The organism is Mycobacterium pseudokansasii (genome assembly GCF_900566075.1).
GTDB lineage: Bacteria > Actinomycetota > Actinomycetes > Mycobacteriales > Mycobacteriaceae > Mycobacterium > Mycobacterium pseudokansasii.
On record NZ_UPHU01000001.1, the window covers coordinates 4,315,877 to 4,334,841 of the forward strand.

Sequence of the window (18,965 nt, forward strand, 5' to 3'; positions counted from 1 at the left end):
TTCATTAACCGGAGCATGACAATACCATCGGCCGCGCGGTGGGTAAAGGGATGGTAACCAGCATCCGGATGCTCACCCTCGACCTTGCAGGTAGTCGATTGCCTGTTGACGCAATTCGACTTTGCGGATCTTGCCCGTGACGGTCATGGGGAACTCGTCGACGATGCGCAGATACCGCGGAATCTTGAACCTGGCGATTCGGCCTGCACAGAATTCATGTAGCCGCGCGATGGTCAACCGCGGTGCGCCATCCCGCAGCTTGACCACCGCCATGAGTTCTTCGCCCACGCGTTCGTCGGGCACGCCGATGACGTGGGCATCGACGACGTCGGGGTGGGTGTGCAGGAACTCCTCGATCTCGCGGGGCGAAATGTTCTCACCACCGCGGATGACGATGTCCTTGATCCGGCCGGTGATCTTCACGTACCCGCATGCGTCCATGGCGGCCAAGTCTCCGGTATGCATCCAGCCGTCGGCGTCGATCACTTCTGCGGTCCGCTTAGGGTCATTCCAGTAACCGGCCATCACCGAATAACCCCGGGTGCAGAACTCACCGGGGACGCCGCGGGGCACGGTCTCGCCGGTGACCGGCTCCACCACCTTGATCTCCAGATGCGGCCCCACCCGGCCGACCGTGCTCACCCGGCGCTCCACGGAATCATCGGCACGGGTCTGGGTGGAGACCGGAGATGTTTCGGTCATGCCATAGCAGATCGAGATCGCCGGCATATGCATCTGTTCGATCACCATGCGCATCACCTCGACCGGGCACGTCGAGCCGGCCATGATCCCGGTTCGCAGGCTGGTGAGGTTGAAGTCAGTGAAGTCCGGCAGTCCAAGTTCGGCGATGAACATGGTCGGCACGCCGTAGAGGCTGGTGCACCGTTCGGCCTGGACGGCCCGCAGGGTGGCGGCGGGGTCGAACCCGGGTGCCGGGATCACCACGGCAGCGCCGTGGCTGGTGGCGGCCAGATTGCCCAGCACCATGCCGAAGCAGTGATAAAACGGCGCCGGGATGCAGATCCGATCGTCGGCGGTGTAGTCGAGCAGCTCCCCCACCAAGTATCCATTGTTGAGGATGTTGCGGTGGCTGAGCGTGACACCTTTCGGGTGACCCGTCGTGCCAGAAGTGTATTGGATGTTGACCGGGTCATCGCCGGTCAGTGTCGCCGCGATCTGTTGCAGCGCAGCCAAATCGGCCCGCGTACCGGCCAGCTCGTCCCACCGATCGCTTCCCATGAACACCGCTTCCCGCAGGTCCGGGCAATCGGGTGACACTTCGGACAATATCGCCCGGTAGTCCGCATCCTTGAAGCCCGGCGCGGCGATGATCATGCAGACTCCGGACTGCCTTAGCGCATAACGCAACTCGCTGGATCGGTAGGCCGGGTTCACGGTCACCAGAATGGCGCCGATTTCTGCGGTCGCGTATTGAACCAACACCCACTCCCACCGGTTGGGCGCCCAAATCCCCACTCGGTCGCCTACGCCGATCCCTGCGCGCACCAGTCCCGTCGCCAATCTCCGAACGTCCGCCAGGAATTCGGCGTAACTCCAGCGCCGCCCGGCGTGCACGTCGACCAGCGCGTCCCGCTGTCCGTGCCGGGAGGCGGTCCCGGCGAGATTGACGCCGATGGTGGTCTCCAGCAGGGCTGGCACGTCGGGACCGCGCTCATAAGAAAGGGCGCTGTGGTCTGCAGCCCCGTTGGCTGCCACGGTTCCTCCGCCTGCCGCTGCCGCGGACGGGTTAACATCGACTAACTCGTGCTACGTTAGTGACGATTAACCGAAGTGTCCAGGACGAGTTTCCACGGAGGCCGTCATGACAGCGTCCGCTGCGGACGGCCGGCCCGCTCAACCTGAAACCCCGAGTCGCCGCAGTCAGTTGAAGTCGGACCGGCGTCTGCAGCTGTTGTCGGCTGCAGAACGGCTATTCGCCGAACGCGGTTTTCTCGCAGTGCGGTTGGAGGACATTGGTGCCGCGGCGGGCATCAGCGGTCCGGCGATCTATCGGCACTTCCCCAACAAAGAGTCGCTACTGGTCGAGTTGCTGGTCGGCATAAGTTCCCGGCTCCTCGCCGGCGCCCGCGATGTGACTGCCCGAGGCTCTGATCCGGCCGCAGCGTTGGATGGGCTCATTGATTTTCACCTCGACTTTGCGCTGGGTGAACCGGACCTCATCCGAATCCAGGACCGTGACCTCGCGCACCTGCCGGCAGCAGCCGAGCGACAGGTGCGCAAAGCGCAGCGCCAGTACGTGGAGGTCTGGGTGGGGGTGCTGCGCGAGCGTGATCCCGACCTGCCCGAAGCAGACGCGCGGCTGATGGCGCACGCCGTCTTCGGGCTGCTGAACTCCACACCGCACAGCCTGAAGCCGGCCGACGCCAGATCGGCGCGGGTACTGCGTTTCCGCACCATCATGCGTGCCATGACCGTGGCGGCGCTGCGAGTCGCTGACCGCTAGCGTTCAGAATCGGCCGCGAAGGCCGGTAACCCCGAAAAGGCCGGGATCACGTACTTGGCGAAAAGCTGCATCTGTTCCAGCATTTCGCTCACGGTGTTGGCGACGAACAAGGTGGCGTAGAATCCGTCCAGCCCGGCGCGCTCGAACGCAGCTACCTTGGCGCACTCCTGATCCGGCGTGCCGATGAGATTGTCGGCCAGGTACTTGTCCAGACTCACGCCTTTCATCATGGTGTCCCGCAAGGAGGTCCGAAACAGCTCGAACGTCGACCGCTCCAGGCGCTCACGTGCTTTCTCAGCAGTCGGAGCCAGGCACACGACCGTCTGCAATCCGATCGTCCCGTCCGCGGGATCGCGACCCGCAGCTCGAGCGAATATCGCGACTTCGTCTCGACCAGAGGCTATTTCGTCCGGACCGAGCTTGGCCGGCAGCCAACCCTGACATTGCTCCCCGCCCGGCGAATGGCGCCCGTGGCATTGCCGCCGGAGAAGATCGGCAACGGCGACTGAACCGGCTTGGGATACGACTCGACATCGCAGAATCGGCGGTACCGGCCCTCATAGGTCGACCGACGCTGCCCAAACAGGATGCGCAACGCCTCGATGCCCTCGGCCATCAGCCGGGTGCGCGACGCGTCGGCCAAATCCGGCGCCACCGCTTCGAATTCGTCTCGGTACCCGCCTGCTGCTACCGCCAATGTGACGCGCCCGCCGCTTATCTGATCCAGTGTGGCGACCTGCTTGGCCAGCAGCACCGGCTCACGCATCGGCAAGACAAGGATCCCGGTAGCCAGTCGCACCACCGATGTCTTGGCCGCGATCGTCGCCAGCATCATCAGCGGCTCGAAATAGTCCGGCGGGGCCGACCACGCCTTCCGCACGAACCGTTGGGTGCTCAGATGATCATTGCCGGCGACCTCGTGAAAGCCGAGCGCCTCGGCCTCGACGGCGATCGAATCACCTCGTCGGCCGTGGCGAACGGGACCGGGTAGGCGATCCCGGACAGACACGCCGGTACGGCTATTCCGAATTTCACGCCGTTAACCCCCGTTCCTGTCACAGCCGCGGGACGGTTGCCACGCGTCTGCGGATACGTTCTTCAGCGGTTGTTGAAGAACAGGGTACCCGGCTCGCACGAAGACATCAGCGGTTGCTGAGGAATGCGGTGGCGGTTGTCCTGAGCCGCGGCGAGAAGGGGCCCCGGCGAGCACGGCCTTATCGCCGAGCGGTGCGGCGACACCGCCGCCCGACTCTTAGGTACCCTTCAAACCATGAGGTGGGCATGAACGATCCACGCCGACCCCAGCGGTATGGACCCCCTCAACCGGGGCCCGCACCCACGTGGCCGCAGGGTCCCGTAAATCCGTCGCCCGTCGACCCGGCTTACGCCGGCCAGGCGCCCTATGCGCCCACCTACAGCGGCCACATCCCCCAGTGGGCGCCTAGCGCCTACGAAGCGAACCCGACCCAGCAATTACCGCCCCAATATTGGCAGCTGGACCACCCGGAGCCGGGCGGAGTGCTCCACGGGGCCGCGCCACCGCCGCACGGTCCGAGCACCCCGCGATGGTTGTGGGTCGCTGCCGGCGCGGCCGTCCTGCTTGTCGTCGCGTTGGTCATCGCCTTGGTGATCGCGAACATGTCGGTCAAGAACCAGACGGCTGTCGAGCCCCTGCCGCCGATGCCCACCCCGAGCTCAACACTCAAGCCGCCGACGCCACGAACCCTGACACCAACACCCAGCATCGTTCCGGCGCCCACAACGACGGGAGGCTCTGGCACTCCCACCGAGACGCCCGCCCCCGGCGCGATGCAGACCGTCGTCTACAACGTCACCGGCGAGGGCCGCGCGATCAGCGTGACCTATACCGATACCGGTGACGTCATACAGACCGAGTTCAACGTCGCGCTGCCGTGGAGCAAAGAGGTGAGCCTGCCCAAGTCTTCCCTTCACCCCGCGAGCGTCACCATTATCAATATCGGCCACAACGTGACCTGCTCGGTCACGGTGGCCGGAGTTCAGGTTCGCCAGCGCACCGGGGTGGGCCTCACCATCTGCGACGCCTCCGGTTAACTCGATTCGGTTACCGCTTCGGTGGCTATAACGACGCTGCGGCGCGGAACGCGTACGCCCAGCATGGCCAGCAGGCCCACTAGCAACACCAGGCAGATACCGCCCAACCCGGCGCGGACCGCGCTGAACATATCAACGAAGACCGAAAACAACCACGGTCCCAGGAACGCCACCGCCCGGCCCGTCATCGTGTACAGCCCGAAGGCAACCCCCTCCTTGCCATGCTGAGCCATCCGCAACAACAATGCGCGCGCCGACGACTGCGACGGTCCGATGAAAAGACACAGCAGCAGTCCGCATATCCAGAAGGCCACCGCACCGGAGAGCGCCATCAACGTCAGTGCCGCGGCCAAGATCGCGGCCAGCGACGCAACGATGACCGGCTTGGAGCCGAGCCGGTGGTCAACCAATCCGCCCAGCACCGCGCCGACAGCAGCCACCACACTCCCGGCTACCCCGAACACCAGGACGTCGGCCTGGGTAAGCCCGTACACGTTGACACCCAGTACCGCGCCGAAGGCAAACATTGCCGCCAGCCCATCCCGGAAGATCGCGCTGGCAACAAGGAAGTAGACCAGATTGCGGTCGCGGCGCCATTCGGCGGTGATGTCCGTCCACAGCTTTCGATAGGCACCCAACATGCTCGTATTCGGGCGAGGCATTCCGACGGAATCGGGCAGTCTATGCGCGATGAACAACAGCGGCAGAGCCAATAACGCCAGCCACGCCGCGGCCAACAGCATCGCCGCTCGGACGTTGAGTCCGTCATGGGCGGGCAGGTGCAGCAACCCACGAACATCACCGGCGCCGGCCATGAAGCCCACATAGACCAACAACAGCAGCAGGACACTTCCGACGTAGCCCGCTGCCCACCCGAACCCGGAAATCCGGCCGGCCGTCTCCGGTGTCGAGAGCTGGCGCAGCATCGCGTTGTACGGAACGCTGGCCAGGTCACTGCACGACGCCGTCGCCGCCAACAACGCCAACCCAGGCCATAGGTAACCGGGGCTATCGCGAATCAGAAACATCGCAGCGGTCAGTCCCACGGCCAGGCCCGTCAAGACGCCGAGCGTCACCCGCCGCCGATGCGGGGATTCGACCCACACACCCACCACCGGAGCCAGCAGCGCGATAGTCAACCCGGCGGCCGCCCCGGCCCGACCCAGCCAACTCGCCGGCGAGCTGCCGCCGGGCATGCCCTCCCCCACGGTACTGGTCAAATAGACGGCGAACACGAAGGTGGTCACGATCGCGTTCAGGCCGGTAGAACCACTGTCCCACAGCGCCCAGGCCACGACCCGAGATCGCACATACGTGCTCAAACCCCGGTTGGTCATGTCCGGCACTCTATTTGAGGTGGCAGCGACCCGCAGCACCCGAGTGCGCATGCCGCTTGTCTACGATTGGCGCATGCCGATACCCGCTCCGAGCCCCGACGCCCGCGCCGTTGTCACCGGAGCTTCGCAGAATATCGGCGAGGCGTTGGCCACCGAGTTGGCCGCACGCGGACACAGTCTGATCGTCACCGCGCGTCGCGAAGCTTTGCTGACCGAACTCGCAGCCCGCCTGACCGACAAGTATCGCGTCGCTGTCGAGGTGCGGCCGGCCGATCTCGCCGACCAGGAGGAACGGACGAAGCTGTGCGACGAATTAGCGGAACGGCACATCTCGATCCTGTGCGCCAATGCGGGCACCGGGACGTTCGGCCCGCTCGCGTCGCTCGACCCGGTGGGCGAAAAAGCTCAAGTACAGCTGAATGCCGTTGCGGTGCACGACCTCACCTTGGCGGTGCTGCCCGACATGGTCGAGCGCAAGGCCGGCGGCATTTTGATTTCCGGCTCTGCAGCAGGAAATTCGCCCATCCCGTACAACGCGACCTATGCCGCCACGAAAGCCTTCGCCAACACCTTCAGCGAATCGTTGCGCGGTGAACTTCGGGGGTCCGGTGTGCATGTCACGCTGCTGGCACCCGGACCGGTGCGTACCGACTTACCCGACCAGGCCGAGGCGTCGCTGGTCGACAGGCTGGTGCCGGAGTTCTTGTGGATCTCGACGGAGCACACCGCCCGGGTATCGCTGGATGCCTTGGAGCGCAACAAAATGCGTGTGGTTCCGGGCCTGACGTCCAAGGCCATGTCGGTGGCAAGTCAGTATGCGCCGCGTGCCATCGTCGCGCCGATCGTCGGCAGCTTCTACAAGAAGCTCGGAGGCGGCTAGCAACAGGATTCGGCAGCTGTCTCGGCGGCCGCCGCATCCGCGATCGACCACCAACGGATGAGTGAGCGAGCGAGAGAACCCCGGGATTGCGGGCATCAAGTCTGCGGCAGCATTCCACTGCAGGTGCGGGCCATGAATATCGAGTTCGATTCCACCATCGACGGTAATGCCGTCAAGGCCGCCGAGATCATCTACGAGCACACCCGGCCACTCGCTGCTCAACATCGGGGAGCGCTCGATCACCGCCGAGCGGCGCTTCCACCGCAGCACTGCCGCCGCCAAACCCTCAGGAACTACCCGCAGTGTGATTACTGCACCCCTGTCAACACGTCTGGCGAACCGGTGCAGACGAGAAGAATTTCGACAACTCAGTCGATCGATATTGTCACTAGATTCATACATTTGAATTATCATGACTAATCGCTTGACCCAACGATAAGTTCTCGATAGAATTTCGGACACGCAATGAAGCGCGGGTGCGAAAATCTGCCGACACTCAGACCGCACGTTAGTGAGCAATAAGCCATAGGCGGCGGACAATACAGCTGTCTGGCGTCCGGAAATGCGCGATGGGAATCTGCGTCACCACGCCGCCGATCGAACCCATATCGGCTCACCGACGCGACATCTTCGCCAGGCCGGCCAGCGGCAGGGCCATGCACCAATTGAATCCCCCGTGGGTGGTATCTCCGATGTTCGTACAAAGAAACCACGCCGCACCCAATTGTGACACCGGAAGGATGGACTGAATATCCGAGCATTAATGGCCCGACGAACAGCGGCTTAGCAGTGCCGAGGTCGATGTGACGTCTGATGTGTTACCACTAAATGGTGAGTCCGGTACCGCATTCCCAACGGGATTCCAACAAAGCGACAGCCTGCTGCGACCGGTCGACTGGATCAAACCGTCCGTTGACCGACACAGTTCTTTCGAGCGTCGGTTGTTGTTCGAGAATTTCACGATCGCTGGTTTCAAAGACCTAGAGGCGGAGCTTGAGAGTCAGTTTCGGGTGGCGCCGACGGACACCGTTTGTTATCAGCTCGCAACGACTCTTGCTCAATGCATGCCCACTGCTCGCTCGCTGCACCGGGCCGACCAACTGTTGATGCGCGCTACGCGTCCTGGTTGCGATCTATCGGAAGACCTGCGCCAGAGCGCTCTCGATGTCCATCGCAGTGTTCGCGCGATGCTTGCGGAATCCGCAGCGAGCGGGGGCGGTCGACTCAAACAAGCGAACTGGGGTATCTACAACCGGTGTCCGCTGGTATGTGTCGGGTGTTACAACATATTCAATTCTGAAACACTGGACCTTAAAAACGCCAAGGCAGTAGTAGAAAAACTTGTGAATTCCGGTGTGGAAGAACTAGTCGTATCCGGCGGCGACCCACTCGAATGGGAACATATTCTTGAGTTTGTCGACCATGCTCATACGTGTGGTCTGTATGTCGGCATCGATACCGTGGGATACAGTCTCACGCCCGAGATGGCCAAAGCGCTGAGCGGAAAGGTTTCTTATTTGGGACTACCGCTCGATGGCGGTCGAGAAGACGTAATCACAGATTTCCGCAAAGGAAAAAGTGATCTGTTCGCGAGGATTCTACACGCAATTAGTCTTTGCGCAGCATACAGTATACCGATCAAAGTGAACACAACTGTTACAAAGGGCAATGTCGATGACTTGGAGAACATCGCACGGACGTTGTCCAATTTTGACGCAGTGTTCGCCTGGCATCTGTTTCAGTGGTGGGACCTGCGATCGCCACGCGCCCTGCGAGAACGAATGCAGATCGATCAGTCGGATCTCCAGGAACGGGTACTGCAATTGAAACAAACCTACCCTCGATTGAGAATAGCGTCCGGCACGATTGACAAGCGGGCGCGAACGCATTTCTTCATCTCGGCCAATGGCGAAGTCTACACATTCGATTCGGGCGCTCTTTCAACCATTATCATCGGCGACGTCCGCACACAGACGATAGCCGAATTGGTTGCCTCCCCAGCCCTTAGCAAGCATTCACCGAAGTTCTTGCGCACCTTTCCGCGTAGCCACCCGAAGCAGCCACGCATTCCGCAACAAACAACCTCCAGCGTCGGCGTCGGCGTGCCTCCCGCTTCGCGGACCGGATAGGGTCACGATCCGCAGCGACGAGACGACAGCGTGCGGTGAACAGGGCGTTGCCCGGGTGGACCTGCTTGCCCACCCACGCGCGATGCGCGCTGGAGGTGTCAGTGCGACATGATGATTCCCAACGCAGACCCAAAATTCCCTGTCCGCAACGATTTCGGTGATATGCCAGGCGTGGCCTTAGCCTACGGCACCGACTAGGGTGGCGGTTCGGACCGCGAACCCGCCAGCCATCGGCTGGCCGGCCCCGTCCCGCTTCGGCTTAGCTCTTAGCGCAGGGCCAGTCATTACTTGCTGCGGCGCCGCCCGGTGCCGAAGATGCTGCGGGTGATTTCGCGCACCCCGGTGTTGATGGCGCTCTTGACGGTCGGGTTCTTCAGAATCTCTTCCCACATGCCGGGGCCCTTGGGTTCAACGGGCGCCGGCATGGGCGGCACCTGGATCTCGTCCGGCCACGGCTGCGGATCGTACTTTCCCCTCGGCGGGACTGGTGGCGCCTCCGGTACCGGCGCATACTTGGCGTCCAGCATTTCGTGGGCGGACACCCGGTCGACGGTCTGGCCATACACGGCCTGCAGTGGGCTTGAGTGCGCAGCTGCGGCAACGGCATCGGTGCCGATCGCGCCCATCAGCGACCGGGGAACCCGCATGCGGGTCCAGGCCACCGGGGTGGGCGCGCCCTTCTCCGAGAGCACGGTCACGACGGCCTCACCGGTGCCCAGCGACGTCAGCGCCGATTCCAGTTCGTAGACATCGGTTTTCGGATACGTGCGAACGGTTTTGCTGAGCGCCGTTTGATCGTCGGGTGTGAACGCCCGTAGCGCATGCTGGATCCGCGCCCCCAGCTGAGACAGCACCGTGTTGGGCAGATCCGTCGGCAATTGGGTACAGAAGAACACCCCGACACCCTTGGAGCGAATGAGCTTGACCGTCTGCTCGACCTGCTCCAGGAAAGCCTTGGAGGCGTCGGTGAAAAGCAAGTGCGCCTCGTCGAAAAAGAACACCAGCTTAGGCTTGTCCAGATCCCCCACCTCGGGCAGATAGGTGAACAGGTCGGCCAGCACCCACATCAAGAAGGTCGAGAACAGCACGGGACGCAGCGACTGACCGCTGAACTCCAGCAACGAGATGATGCCGCGGCCCTGGCTGTCTACGCGTATCAGGTCGTCAGGTCTCAGTTCCGGCTCGCCGAAGAAGGTGTCAGCACCTTCGGCTTCCAGGTTGACCAATGCTCGCAGGATGACACCGGCAGTCGTCGGCGAAACGGCGCCAAGGGCTTTCAGCTCCGCCTTACCCTGGTCGCTGGTCAGACGGCTGATCACGGTCCGCAGATCTTTCAAGTCCAGCAACGGAAGTCCCCGCTGGTCGGCCCAGTGGAAGATCAGCCCCAACGTTGATTCCTGGGTAGCGTTGAGCCCCAGCACCTTTGACAACAGAATAGGTCCAAAGCTGGAGATGGTCGCGCGCACCGGGACACCCACTCCACTGGTACCCAGCGACAGGAACTCCACCGGGAAGGCCGTGGGCGTCCAATTGTCACCGGTATCTTTCGCCCGTGCGGCCGCCTTGTCGTTGGCCTCCCCCGCCCGGGATAGGCCGGACAGGTCGCCCTTCACGTCGGCCATGAGCACGGCCACGCCCGCGGCGCTGAGCTGCTCGGCGATGAGCTGCAACGTTTTGGTTTTCCCGGTTCCAGTGGCCCCGGCTACCAAACCGTGCCGGTTGATGGTGGCGAGTGGAATGCGAATCTGCGCAGTGGGGTCGGCGTCGCCGTCGACGACGACGGTGCCCAATTCCAGCGCCTGGCCTGCCACGGAGTAACCGGCCGCGATCCGCTGCGCGGGCCCGCCAGGCCCGTCGGCCACCGTTTCGGTGCTCATCGCGCCACCACTTCCCCGTCGTTACCCGTACTGCTTGGCGAAGCAATCACACTACTTGCCCGGGTGTTGCGGTTACGACCGCGGCGATGGGCCTACTCTTGAGCGCTGTGCGTGACGAACTGGTGTGGATCGACTGCGAGATGACGGGGCTGAACATAGCTTCGGACAAGTTGATCGAGATCGCCGTGCTGGTCACGGACGCCGACCTGAACATTCTCGGGGACGGAGTGGACGTGGTGATCCACGCCGACGGCGACGCGCTGTCGTCGATGATCGACGTCGTTGCCGAGATGCACACCCGCTCGGGACTGATCGAGGAAGTCAAGGCTTCCACCGTCGACCTGGCGACGGCCGAATCGATGGTGCTCGACTACATCAACGAACACGTCAAGCAACCCAAGACGGCACCGCTGGCGGGAAACTCCATCGCCACCGACCGATCCTTCATCGCCCGCGACATGCCCGCTCTGGACGCTTTTCTGCACTACCGGATGATCGACGTCAGCTCGATTAAGGAGCTCTGCCGACGCTGGTACCCGCGCATCTACTTCGGCCAGCCGCCCAAAGGCCTGGCGCACCGGGCGCTGGCCGACATTCACGAATCCATCCGCGAACTGCGGTACTACCGGCGTACCGCGTTCGTACCCCCGCCAGGGCCCTCTACCAGCGAAATCGCCGCGGTGGTCGCCGATCTTTCCGGCGAAGCCGACGCACCGGTGGTAATCGATTCGGCCGAGGAGCCTCCGACCGGTTAATATCGACGTCGCCGCTCGTTAGCCTTCTTCTTGGAGGGCCGCCGGCGGCCATGGTGAGTGTAGTTCAGTTGGTAGAGCACCAGGTTGTGATCCTGGGTGTCGCGGGTTCGAGTCCCGTCACTCACCCCACAGGTCAGAAGGATTTTGGCCGCGCCGGCCCGGCGACCAACCGGCGACGCCACGTCGCTGTTCCTGATTCGCTTCATCGTCGCGGCCACACCGGCCGCACCGGCGTTTCTCGATCCTGAGACCCTTCCGATGGAGCTACGCACGCTGCTCGAGCAGGTTTAGACCCGGATCGGGCGGGAGGTGTGGCTGATCGACGTCACCACCGACCTCGGAGTACCGAGCACGCTGGCGTATTCGCCTGGCCCTCGCGGCCGATAGCTGCGCTGGTACGGCGCGTCACTATCGCGGCGCTACAGCGCCTATCGAGCTTTGACCGAGCTGCTCGAAGTTCAGCTCACCGACCGCGGAGTAGCCCAGCCCTTGGAGGGCATCGAACTGCTAAGGAACAACCCGTGCTGCAGGCCTGCGCGGAGTTCGACCTGCGGCCACTGGCCGCTTCCGCAAGACTGGTGCCCTACGTCGAGACCGCCGCCCCCTGCTGGTCCACCGTGCACCTGAGCCAGTTGCTGTCACAACTTTCCGACCGGGGATTCACGGTCTACCTCGACGAAGCACGCCGCCTGTCCAACGGGATCACCGCCGTACGTGCACATCCCGGGGCTGGAGCGCTTTCACATGATCGTCGACGGTCTGGCCGTCGTCGTGCCGAGACGCCGGGGAATCGCCGCCGTCGATGTGACCGCCGCCGCCTGTCTGGTGTGACGATCAGGCCCGCCGGCCAGGCTCAGGCCTTGGCGTTACCGGCGCGCCACTGATCCCAGGGAATGTTCCAGTCCCCGAGGCCGTCCGTGCCGGACAGCGTTCCTCCCACGGTGTTGACGACTTCGACGATGTCACCGCTCTTGACGTGGTCGTAGAACCACTGGGCATTGCTCGGGCTCACGTTCAGGCACCCGTGGCTGGTGTTGGTGTGGCCTTGAGCGCCCACCGACCACGGCGCGGAGTGCACGAAGACCCCGCTGTAGGAAATCTGGGTGGCCCAGTCGACGTCGGTGCGATACCCGTTGGGCGAGTTCACCGGAACGCCATAGGTCGACGAGTCCATGATGATGTGTTTGAACCGCGCGCCCACGATGTAGATGCCATTGGCGGTCGGCGTGCTGTCCTTACCCATCGACGTCGGCATGGTCTTGACGACCTCACCGTTGACCCGGATGGTCAGCACCTTGGTGCTGTCATCTGCGGTCGCGATGACCTCATCGCCAATGGTGAAGTGCGTTTTGACGTTGTCCTCGCCGAACATTCCCTCGCCAAGATCGACGCCATAGGTGTTGACCGCGACGTCGACAACGGTGCCGGGCTTCCAGAAATGCTCTGGGCGCCAACGCACCTCGCGGTTGTTCAGCCAGTAGAAGGCGCCTTCGACCGGCGGGTTGGTGGTGATCTTGATGGCCTTCTCCGCAGCGACCCGGTCGGCGATGTTCTCGTCGAACCGGATCGCCACCGGCTCGCCGATTCCCACGACCTCGCCATCGCCGGGATTCACATAGGGCATCGTCAGGTGTGCGGGCGAGCTGGTCTGGAATGTCATCTGGCGAGTCGCCGCGCCGCCCAGTCCGAGCGCCTTCGCGCTGAGGGTGTAGCGCCGGTTGTAGCCGAGTTGGTCGGTGGTCGACCAGTGCAGTCCATCGGGGCTCAGCTGGCCGCCTATCGACTTGCCGTTTTCGTTCACCATGGTGACCGCCGCCAGCACACCGTCGGCAACGCTGACGGTGACGGGCGCATCCACGGTGACACCGACGGCTCCGTCGGTCACCGGCGCGGTCAGCTTGGGCACCAGCAGGTCGGCGAAGGGTGTGCCCTTGTTGACGATGACCTTGACCGGCGCGGGCGCACTGCCGCTGCTGCACGCCACGGCGAAAACAGCGACCGGGACCATGATCGCAGCCAGCCACGATCGACTTCTGCGTAAAGGCGTCATCAAGTGACCTTCCAGATACTCTCGCTTACTTCGGTCACCGCTGACCCTGGATTGTTCCCTGTATTGTAGTGTCTTACCGCGGCCACGACAGGATTTGTCGGCTTGTAGCCGTCGTTCAGTGTCGCACCTCACCCCGTCCTGATCTGGAGATTTCCCACTGCGCCACGATGCCTGTTATTGTCGCGTACGCGGTCTCTGGCCGTCCACGGCGCCGTTAGCTCAGTTGGTAGAGCAGCTGACTCTTAATCAGCGGGTCCGGGGTTCGAAACCCTGACGGCGCACCTCAACGGCGCATCACGTCGCGTGTCGTCGATTTGACCGGGAAACTCGGATCGGCGTTGCGGCCAAACAACCCGGCCCCGGAGCCTGCGGCACCGCGGTGTTCGGCGGCGTAGTCAACGCGAGAAAGCCACCGCCACAATGGGATTAGTATGAGGCGTGCCGACCACTGAAGGTTGGTGTCAGCTACGCAGCCAGCGAGTGTCACTGCAGCGCTTACCGATTCCTGATGTTGCGGATCACCACGATGACGACGACAGACCCGACGCCGACCAGTGTCACGGTCACCGCGGGTTTGGTGACGAATTCGATCACCTTGGCCTTCACGTCGTCGGCGAGGCGGCGGGGGTTGGCACGTTCAACAAGCGAGTCGACTGTCGCCGCCAGTTGGTCGCGGGCGAGGTCGATCTCCTGCTTGATGGTCTCGGGATCACGGTCCGCCACGTGTCTGTCCTCCAAGTCGATGCACCTGACGAACTACCCTAGATGAGCCGGTGCGAGTCGCTACGCTCCGGTGAACAGAAAGGGACATACGTTGAGCGAGTCCACCCGCCTGGCTCCCGGCGACAAAGCGCCTGTCTTCAGCTTGCCCGACGCCGACGGCAAGAAGGTGTCGCTGGCCGACTACAAGGGACGCCGCGTGGTCGTGTATTTCTATCCGGCCGCCTCGACACCGGGATGCACCAAAGAGGCCTGCGACTTCCGCGACAACCTGCACGATCTCAACGACGCCGGCCTGGACGTCGTCGGAATTTCCCCCGACGCGCCCGCCAAGCTGGCCAAGTTCCGCGACGCCGAGGCGTTGACGTTCCCGCTGCTGTCCGATCCCGACCGCAAGATATTGACGGCCTGGGGCGCCTACGGCGAGAAGAAGATGTACGGCAAGACCGTGCAGGGCGTCATCCGGTCCACATTCGTCGTCGACGAGAAGGGCAAGATCGCCCTTGCCCAGTACAACGTCAAGGCCGCACACACGGCAACGTTGATCCAGAAGATCATCACGCAGGCGACCGCTGCCGGCTAGTCACTGCCACGGTGGCTACGGCGCTTCCAAAATGATCTCAGCCCCTGGCAATCACGTACTCAATGTGAGCCGTGCGGCGACTCCCCTTGTCATTCATGGGATCTCCGTCGATCGCTCACCACTCGCCGTTCCATTCGACCTGACTCTGAGCACCGGGCCCGCTCGGATACCCGGCCTCCGGTTGCTCAGGTCTCGAATTCCCGCCCTGACCCTCGATCGGCGTTCCGGCCGGATGGACCGCGGACCGAGCACAACTCCTCCGCGGCAGGATCGCGCGTGCCTCAGCGACGCTCCGTCAGTGATCGATGAACTTTCTGTGCCCGACGGGACAGCATCCGGTGTAGTAGTCGAAGCCACATTCGTCGAAGACCGGATTCAGCTTCCAGTGCGTTCCGCAATACGAATACCCGCACTCTGCGCAGAAGAACGGCGCATATTCCTTGTCGCGCCTGTAGAGCGCCGCGGCCACGTCGTCGGCCTCGCCGCGCACCACGGTGGCGACCGCCTCGTAGTCCGCGACAGCGAGGGAGTAGTTCGCGTGCCGGAGGAAGTCCCTGACCCTGAAGGTGCCCCTGCCGGAAAAGCCGGAATCGAGCTCGTGCAAGATGTCCTTCCGACCATCAGCGTAGACGGCACCCTTAGGAATCAGCTCCACCACCGCAGCTGTCTGACCGCATCCGGCAAACCCGCACGGGATCGCGGCCCTCACCCCAGTGGCCGCCGATCCGTCATTGTGGCATTATTGCAGCCTCCCACCGTCAAATGGTCACATCGAGGAAAGACGACAAACCCTTAGCAGCCCGTGTGCGAGGCCCATACCGTAGCGCGCCCAGTACAACGTCAAAGCCACCGGACACATCGCCACACGGCGCCCCGATGTGCCGGTCTGATCAGGCCAGGTTGGCCAGCAACAGCGCTTCGGCGACCGCGGCACGCTCCAATACCCCGAGATGCAAGCTCTCGTTGATGCTGTGCGCCTGCGTCGCGGGATCCTCGACGCCGGTGACCAGGATTTTCGCCGCCGGATACGCCCGCGCGAACTCGGCGATGAACGGAATCGACCCGCCCATGCCCATGTCGACGGGATCGGTACCCCACGCCTGCCGCAACGCCGCCCGGGCGGCGTCATAGACGGGGCCGCTGGCCTCGATGGCGTACGGCTGGCCGACCTCGCCCCGTATGACATTGACCTGCGCACCCCAGGGTGTGTGCCGCTGCAGATGGGCCTCCAGTGCGTCCAGGTGCGCGACGGCGTCACCACCGGGCGCAACCCGCAGACTGATCTTGGCTCGAGCCCGCGGAATCAACGTATTCGACGCTGCCGCAACCGATGTGGTCTCGATGCCGATCACGGTGATCGCGGGTTTGGCCCAGAGTCGCTGGGGTACCGAGCGGGAACCGATTTCGCTCACCCCATCCAGCAGGCCAGCGTCTGCGCGCACCCGTTCGGGCGGGTAGTCCGGGAAGTTCAGGGCCGCAACGTCGGTTTCATGCAGCCCTGCGACTGCCACGTTGCCGTCGTCGTCGTGCAGGCTGGCCAGCAGCCGCACCAGCACACTCAACGCGTCGGGAACCACCCCGCCCCACAAGCCGGAGTGCAGGCCGTGGTCGAGCGTGGCGACCTCGACGACGCAATCGGCCAATCCGCGTAGCGACACCGTCAGCGCGGGAACCTCAGTGCTCCAATTGTCCGAATCGGCGATGACGATCACATCGGCGGCCAGCGCGTCGCGGTGGGCGGCGAGCAATCGGCCCAGTGACGGAGATCCGGATTCTTCTTCGCCCTCCACGAAGACGGTCACGCCCACCGGCGGCCGGCCGCCGTGGGCCCGGAATGCCGCCAAATGCGTTGCGATGCCAGCCTTGTCGTCGGCGGTGCCACGCCCGTACAGTCGTCCGTCGCGTTCGGTGGGCTCGAAAGGCGGCGACGCCCACTGGTCGCGGTCGCCTTCCGGCTGGACGTCATGGTGGGCATACAGCAGCACCGTGGGCGCACCCGGTGGCGGTGCATACCGTGCGATGACCGCGGGCGCTCCGCCTTCGCTAACGATCCGAACTTCGTCAAAACCGGCCTGCGACAACAGGTCTGCCACCGCCTGTGCGCTGCGGTGTACCTGATCGCGTCGAGCCGGGTCCGCCCACACCGATTCGATGCGCACCAGATCTTCGAGATCACGCCGCACCGACGGCAACACCGCACGAACCCGCTCAACCAGATCAGTCACGACCACGAGGCTAGCTATGCTGAGCCCGATATGGCGACGCGCGGCCCCGATCCGACGGCGCCGCTCTGGCGGGCGGCGCAGGTATTCCGGCTGCTGAGCTGCGTGTATGCCCTGGGCTTTCAGATCGCGGTCAACTCCGATCTGCGGCGGCCGGCGTTGGGCTGGGTGCTCTTCGCGGTGCTGATGGGCTGGAGCGCGGCGTGCGCGCTCGCCTACCTCTGCGGCTTCGGCCGACGGACTGCCTGGGTGATCGCCGAGATCGCAGTCGTCGTCGTGCTGATGCTGTCCACCAAGGTGGTAGCCACCGGGCAATGGGCACTGGACAACCAGACCTGGCCCACAACCCTGTGGGCCAGCAACGCCACCATTTCGGCGGCCCTGCAGTTCGGCGCGGCCGGCGGCATGTTGACCGGTGTCGCGGTGACGGCCGCCAACGAAACCGTCAAGGGGTACGTCAACGTCAACCTCGGACGCAGCGCGACCATTGTCATCGAGCTGGCAGTCGGGCTCGCCGTGGGGATGGCCGCGCGGACCGCCCGGCGCGCCCACGACGAACTGCAACGAGCCGCCGAATTGTCGGCAGCGCTGCACGAGCGGGAACGGCTGTCCCGGCAAGTTCACGACGGTGTCATCCAGGTGCTGGCCCTCGTCGCCAAGCGGGGCCACCAAATGGGCGGCGACGCAGCCGAATTAGCGGCGCTGGCCAGCGAGCAGGAACGCGCGCTGCGCCGCTGGCTGAGTTCCGCCGACGCCGAGCAGGACGGCGACACCCAGACCGTCGACCTCGGCGCGCTGTTGCGGCGCCGGGCGTCTGATCAGGTGTCCATGAGCCTGCCGGGTACACCGGTACCGCTGGGGCGTGGGGTGGCCGCCGAACTGGACGCGGCGGTGGGCAACGCCCTGGACAATGTCCGCTTGCACGCGGGGCCGAACGCCCGCGCCTACGTGCTGCTGGAAGATGTGGGCGATGCGGTGGCGGTGACCATTCGCGACGACGGTGTCGGCATTGCTCCGGGACGCCTCGACCAAGCCGCCAGCCAAGGTCGGCTTGGGGTCACGAAGTCGATCGTGGGCCGGTTGGCCGCGCTGGGCGGTACCGCGCAGCTGAGCACGAACACGGGCGAGGGCACCGAGTGGGAACTAAGGGTGCCACGGCGGGAAGGACGTCATGAGTGAACAGCAGTCCCCGACCGTGATGGTCGTCGACGACCATCCGATCTGGCGCGATGCCGTCGCACGCGACCTTGCCGATGACGGGTTCAACGTCGTCGCCACCGCCGACGGCGTGGCAGCGGCGCGGCGACGGGCCGCGGTCGTCAAGCCCGATGTGGTGCTCATGGACATGCGCCTGGCCGACGGCAACGGCGTGCAGGCGACGACGGAGGTGCTCGAGGTCTCTCCGGCCACCCGGGTGCTGGTCCTGTCGGCCTCGGACGAACGCGAGGACGTTTTGGAGGCGGTCAAAGCCGGGGCGAGGGGATACCTGGTCAAGAGCGCCTCCAAGGCGGAACTCAGTGATGCCGTGCGAGCCACCGCGGCCGGGCGGGCCGTGTTCACCCCGAGCCTGGCCGGACTCGTGCTGGGTGAGTATCGGCGCATCGCCACGAGCACCGACTCGGGACCGGCTCGCCCCAGCCTCACCGAGCGGGAGACCGAGGTACTGCGATACGTCGCAAAAGGCCTGTCCGCCAAGCAGATTGCCGAAAAGCTCTCGCTGAGTCATCGCACCGTCGAAAACCACGTGCAGGCGACGTTTCGCAAGTTGCAGGTCGCCAATCGGGTGGAGTTGACCCGCTACGCCATCGAGCACGGCCTCGACGAGTAGCCCGGATCGCGTATCCATTCCGCGGCGCCGCCCGCTAACGAGCGCGA

At 64.1% G+C, this 18,965-nt stretch carries 17 protein-coding genes, 2 tRNA genes and 1 pseudogene; 12 read left to right on the forward strand and 8 right to left on the reverse strand.

Annotation, left to right across the window (positions count from 1 at the left end; translation table 11 throughout):
* Nucleotides 1–72 precede the first annotated feature (72 nt).
* Nucleotides 73–1,716, reverse strand: coding sequence for an AMP-binding protein (locus tag EET10_RS19395; RefSeq protein WP_063467050.1), 1,644 nt, complete (start codon nucleotides 1,714–1,716; stop codon nucleotides 73–75).
* 106 nt (nucleotides 1,717–1,822) lie between these two features.
* Between EET10_RS19395 and EET10_RS19400 the strand changes: the two genes are divergently transcribed.
* Entirely contained in the window at nucleotides 1,823–2,464 is a 642-nt protein-coding gene (locus EET10_RS19400) for an SACE_7040 family transcriptional regulator (protein WP_036400137.1), read from the forward strand.
* Here the strand turns inward: EET10_RS19400 and EET10_RS32400 are convergent.
* Nucleotides 2,461–3,473, reverse strand: a pseudogene (locus EET10_RS32400) (LLM class flavin-dependent oxidoreductase). The gene EET10_RS19400 and the pseudogene EET10_RS32400 sit on opposite strands and share 4 nt — an antisense overlap.
* 272 nt (nucleotides 3,474–3,745) lie before the next feature.
* On the opposite strand from EET10_RS32400, the gene EET10_RS19415 reads away from it, so the two are divergent.
* Nucleotides 3,746–4,537 (forward strand): MmpS family transport accessory protein, encoded by a 792-nt coding sequence (locus EET10_RS19415; protein WP_099188479.1) that lies wholly within the window; start codon nucleotides 3,746–3,748, stop codon nucleotides 4,535–4,537.
* Here EET10_RS19415 and EET10_RS19420 read toward each other — a convergent pair.
* Complete coding sequence (locus EET10_RS19420) at nucleotides 4,534–5,874, reverse strand: MFS transporter (RefSeq protein WP_036400139.1); 1,341 nt, start codon at nucleotides 5,872–5,874, stop codon at nucleotides 4,534–4,536. The two genes, EET10_RS19415 and EET10_RS19420, sit on opposite strands and share 4 nt — an antisense overlap.
* Nucleotides 5,875–5,947: 73 nt before the next feature.
* Between EET10_RS19420 and cmrA the strand changes: the two genes are divergently transcribed.
* From cmrA to EET10_RS19435, 3 genes are all read left to right on the forward strand, one after another.
* Nucleotides 5,948–6,754, forward strand: a complete 807-nt coding sequence (gene cmrA, locus EET10_RS19425; protein ID WP_063467416.1) for a mycolate reductase — start codon at nucleotides 5,948–5,950, stop codon at nucleotides 6,752–6,754.
* A 132-nt stretch (nucleotides 6,755–6,886) separates the two neighbouring features.
* A complete protein-coding gene (locus tag EET10_RS19430; protein WP_036400141.1) occupies nucleotides 6,887–7,174 on the forward strand; it encodes a hypothetical protein in 288 nt (95 codons plus the stop codon).
* 383 nt (nucleotides 7,175–7,557) lie between these two features.
* Nucleotides 7,558–8,883, forward strand: a complete 1,326-nt coding sequence (locus EET10_RS19435; protein WP_136622979.1) for a radical SAM protein — start codon at nucleotides 7,558–7,560, stop codon at nucleotides 8,881–8,883.
* A 284-nt stretch (nucleotides 8,884–9,167) separates the two neighbouring features.
* Here EET10_RS19435 and EET10_RS19440 read toward each other — a convergent pair whose 3' ends face one another.
* A complete protein-coding gene (locus tag EET10_RS19440; RefSeq protein WP_099187544.1) occupies nucleotides 9,168–10,760 on the reverse strand; it encodes a helicase HerA-like domain-containing protein in 1,593 nt (530 codons plus the stop codon).
* A 107-nt stretch (nucleotides 10,761–10,867) separates the two neighbouring features.
* Between EET10_RS19440 and orn the strand changes: the two genes are divergently transcribed.
* The 3 genes from orn (at nucleotide 10,868) to EET10_RS29260 (ending at nucleotide 11,806) form a co-directional block, all read left to right on the forward strand.
* Complete coding sequence (gene orn / locus EET10_RS19445; RefSeq protein ID WP_036400146.1) at nucleotides 10,868–11,515, forward strand: oligoribonuclease; 648 nt, start codon at nucleotides 10,868–10,870, stop codon at nucleotides 11,513–11,515.
* 53 nt (nucleotides 11,516–11,568) lie between these two features.
* Nucleotides 11,569–11,644, forward strand: a tRNA-His gene (locus EET10_RS19450).
* A complete protein-coding gene (locus EET10_RS29260; RefSeq protein WP_136622980.1) occupies nucleotides 11,612–11,806 on the forward strand; it encodes a hypothetical protein in 195 nt (64 codons plus the stop codon). The genes EET10_RS19450 and EET10_RS29260 overlap by 33 nt, the downstream gene beginning before the upstream one ends.
* Nucleotides 11,807–12,368: 562 nt before the next feature.
* On the opposite strand, the gene EET10_RS19455 is transcribed toward EET10_RS29260, so the two are convergent.
* Nucleotides 12,369–13,565: a L,D-transpeptidase gene (locus EET10_RS19455; RefSeq protein ID WP_063467409.1), complete on the reverse strand. Its 1,197-nt coding sequence runs from the start codon at nucleotides 13,563–13,565 to the stop codon at nucleotides 12,369–12,371.
* A 208-nt stretch (nucleotides 13,566–13,773) separates the two neighbouring features.
* Between EET10_RS19455 and EET10_RS19460 the strand changes: the two genes are divergently transcribed.
* Nucleotides 13,774–13,846, forward strand: a tRNA-Lys gene (locus EET10_RS19460).
* 214 nt (nucleotides 13,847–14,060) lie between these two features.
* Here EET10_RS19460 and EET10_RS19465 read toward each other — a convergent pair.
* Nucleotides 14,061–14,288 (reverse strand): DUF3618 domain-containing protein, encoded by a 228-nt coding sequence (locus EET10_RS19465; protein ID WP_023366000.1) that lies wholly within the window; start codon nucleotides 14,286–14,288, stop codon nucleotides 14,061–14,063.
* 91 nt (nucleotides 14,289–14,379) lie between these two features.
* Between EET10_RS19465 and bcp the strand changes: the two genes are divergently transcribed.
* Nucleotides 14,380–14,868 carry a thioredoxin-dependent thiol peroxidase gene (bcp, locus tag EET10_RS19470; RefSeq protein ID WP_036400148.1) on the forward strand — a complete coding sequence of 163 codons (489 nt, stop codon included), beginning with the start codon at nucleotides 14,380–14,382 and terminating at the stop codon, nucleotides 14,866–14,868.
* A 295-nt stretch (nucleotides 14,869–15,163) separates the two neighbouring features.
* Here the strand turns inward: bcp and EET10_RS19475 are convergent, their stop codons facing one another.
* Both EET10_RS19475 and EET10_RS19480 read right to left on the reverse strand, forming a co-directional pair.
* Entirely contained in the window at nucleotides 15,164–15,526 is a 363-nt protein-coding gene (locus EET10_RS19475; RefSeq protein WP_136622984.1) for a hypothetical protein, read from the reverse strand.
* A gap of 232 nt (nucleotides 15,527–15,758) precedes the next feature.
* A complete protein-coding gene (locus tag EET10_RS19480; RefSeq protein WP_425293778.1) occupies nucleotides 15,759–17,144 on the reverse strand; it encodes a dipeptidase in 1,386 nt (461 codons plus the stop codon).
* Between EET10_RS19480 and macS the strand changes: the two genes are divergently transcribed.
* The gene (macS, locus tag EET10_RS19485) at nucleotides 17,124–18,269 is read left to right on the forward strand and encodes a MacS family sensor histidine kinase (RefSeq protein WP_036400152.1); all 1,146 of its coding nucleotides are present in this window, start codon (nucleotides 17,124–17,126) and stop codon (nucleotides 18,267–18,269) included. The genes EET10_RS19480 and macS overlap by 21 nt on opposite strands.
* Nucleotides 18,262–18,918: a response regulator gene (locus tag EET10_RS19490; RefSeq protein WP_122502417.1), complete on the forward strand. Its 657-nt coding sequence runs from the start codon at nucleotides 18,262–18,264 to the stop codon at nucleotides 18,916–18,918. The genes macS and EET10_RS19490 overlap by 8 nt, the downstream gene beginning before the upstream one ends.
* The last annotated feature ends 47 nt before the right edge of the window (nucleotides 18,919–18,965 follow it).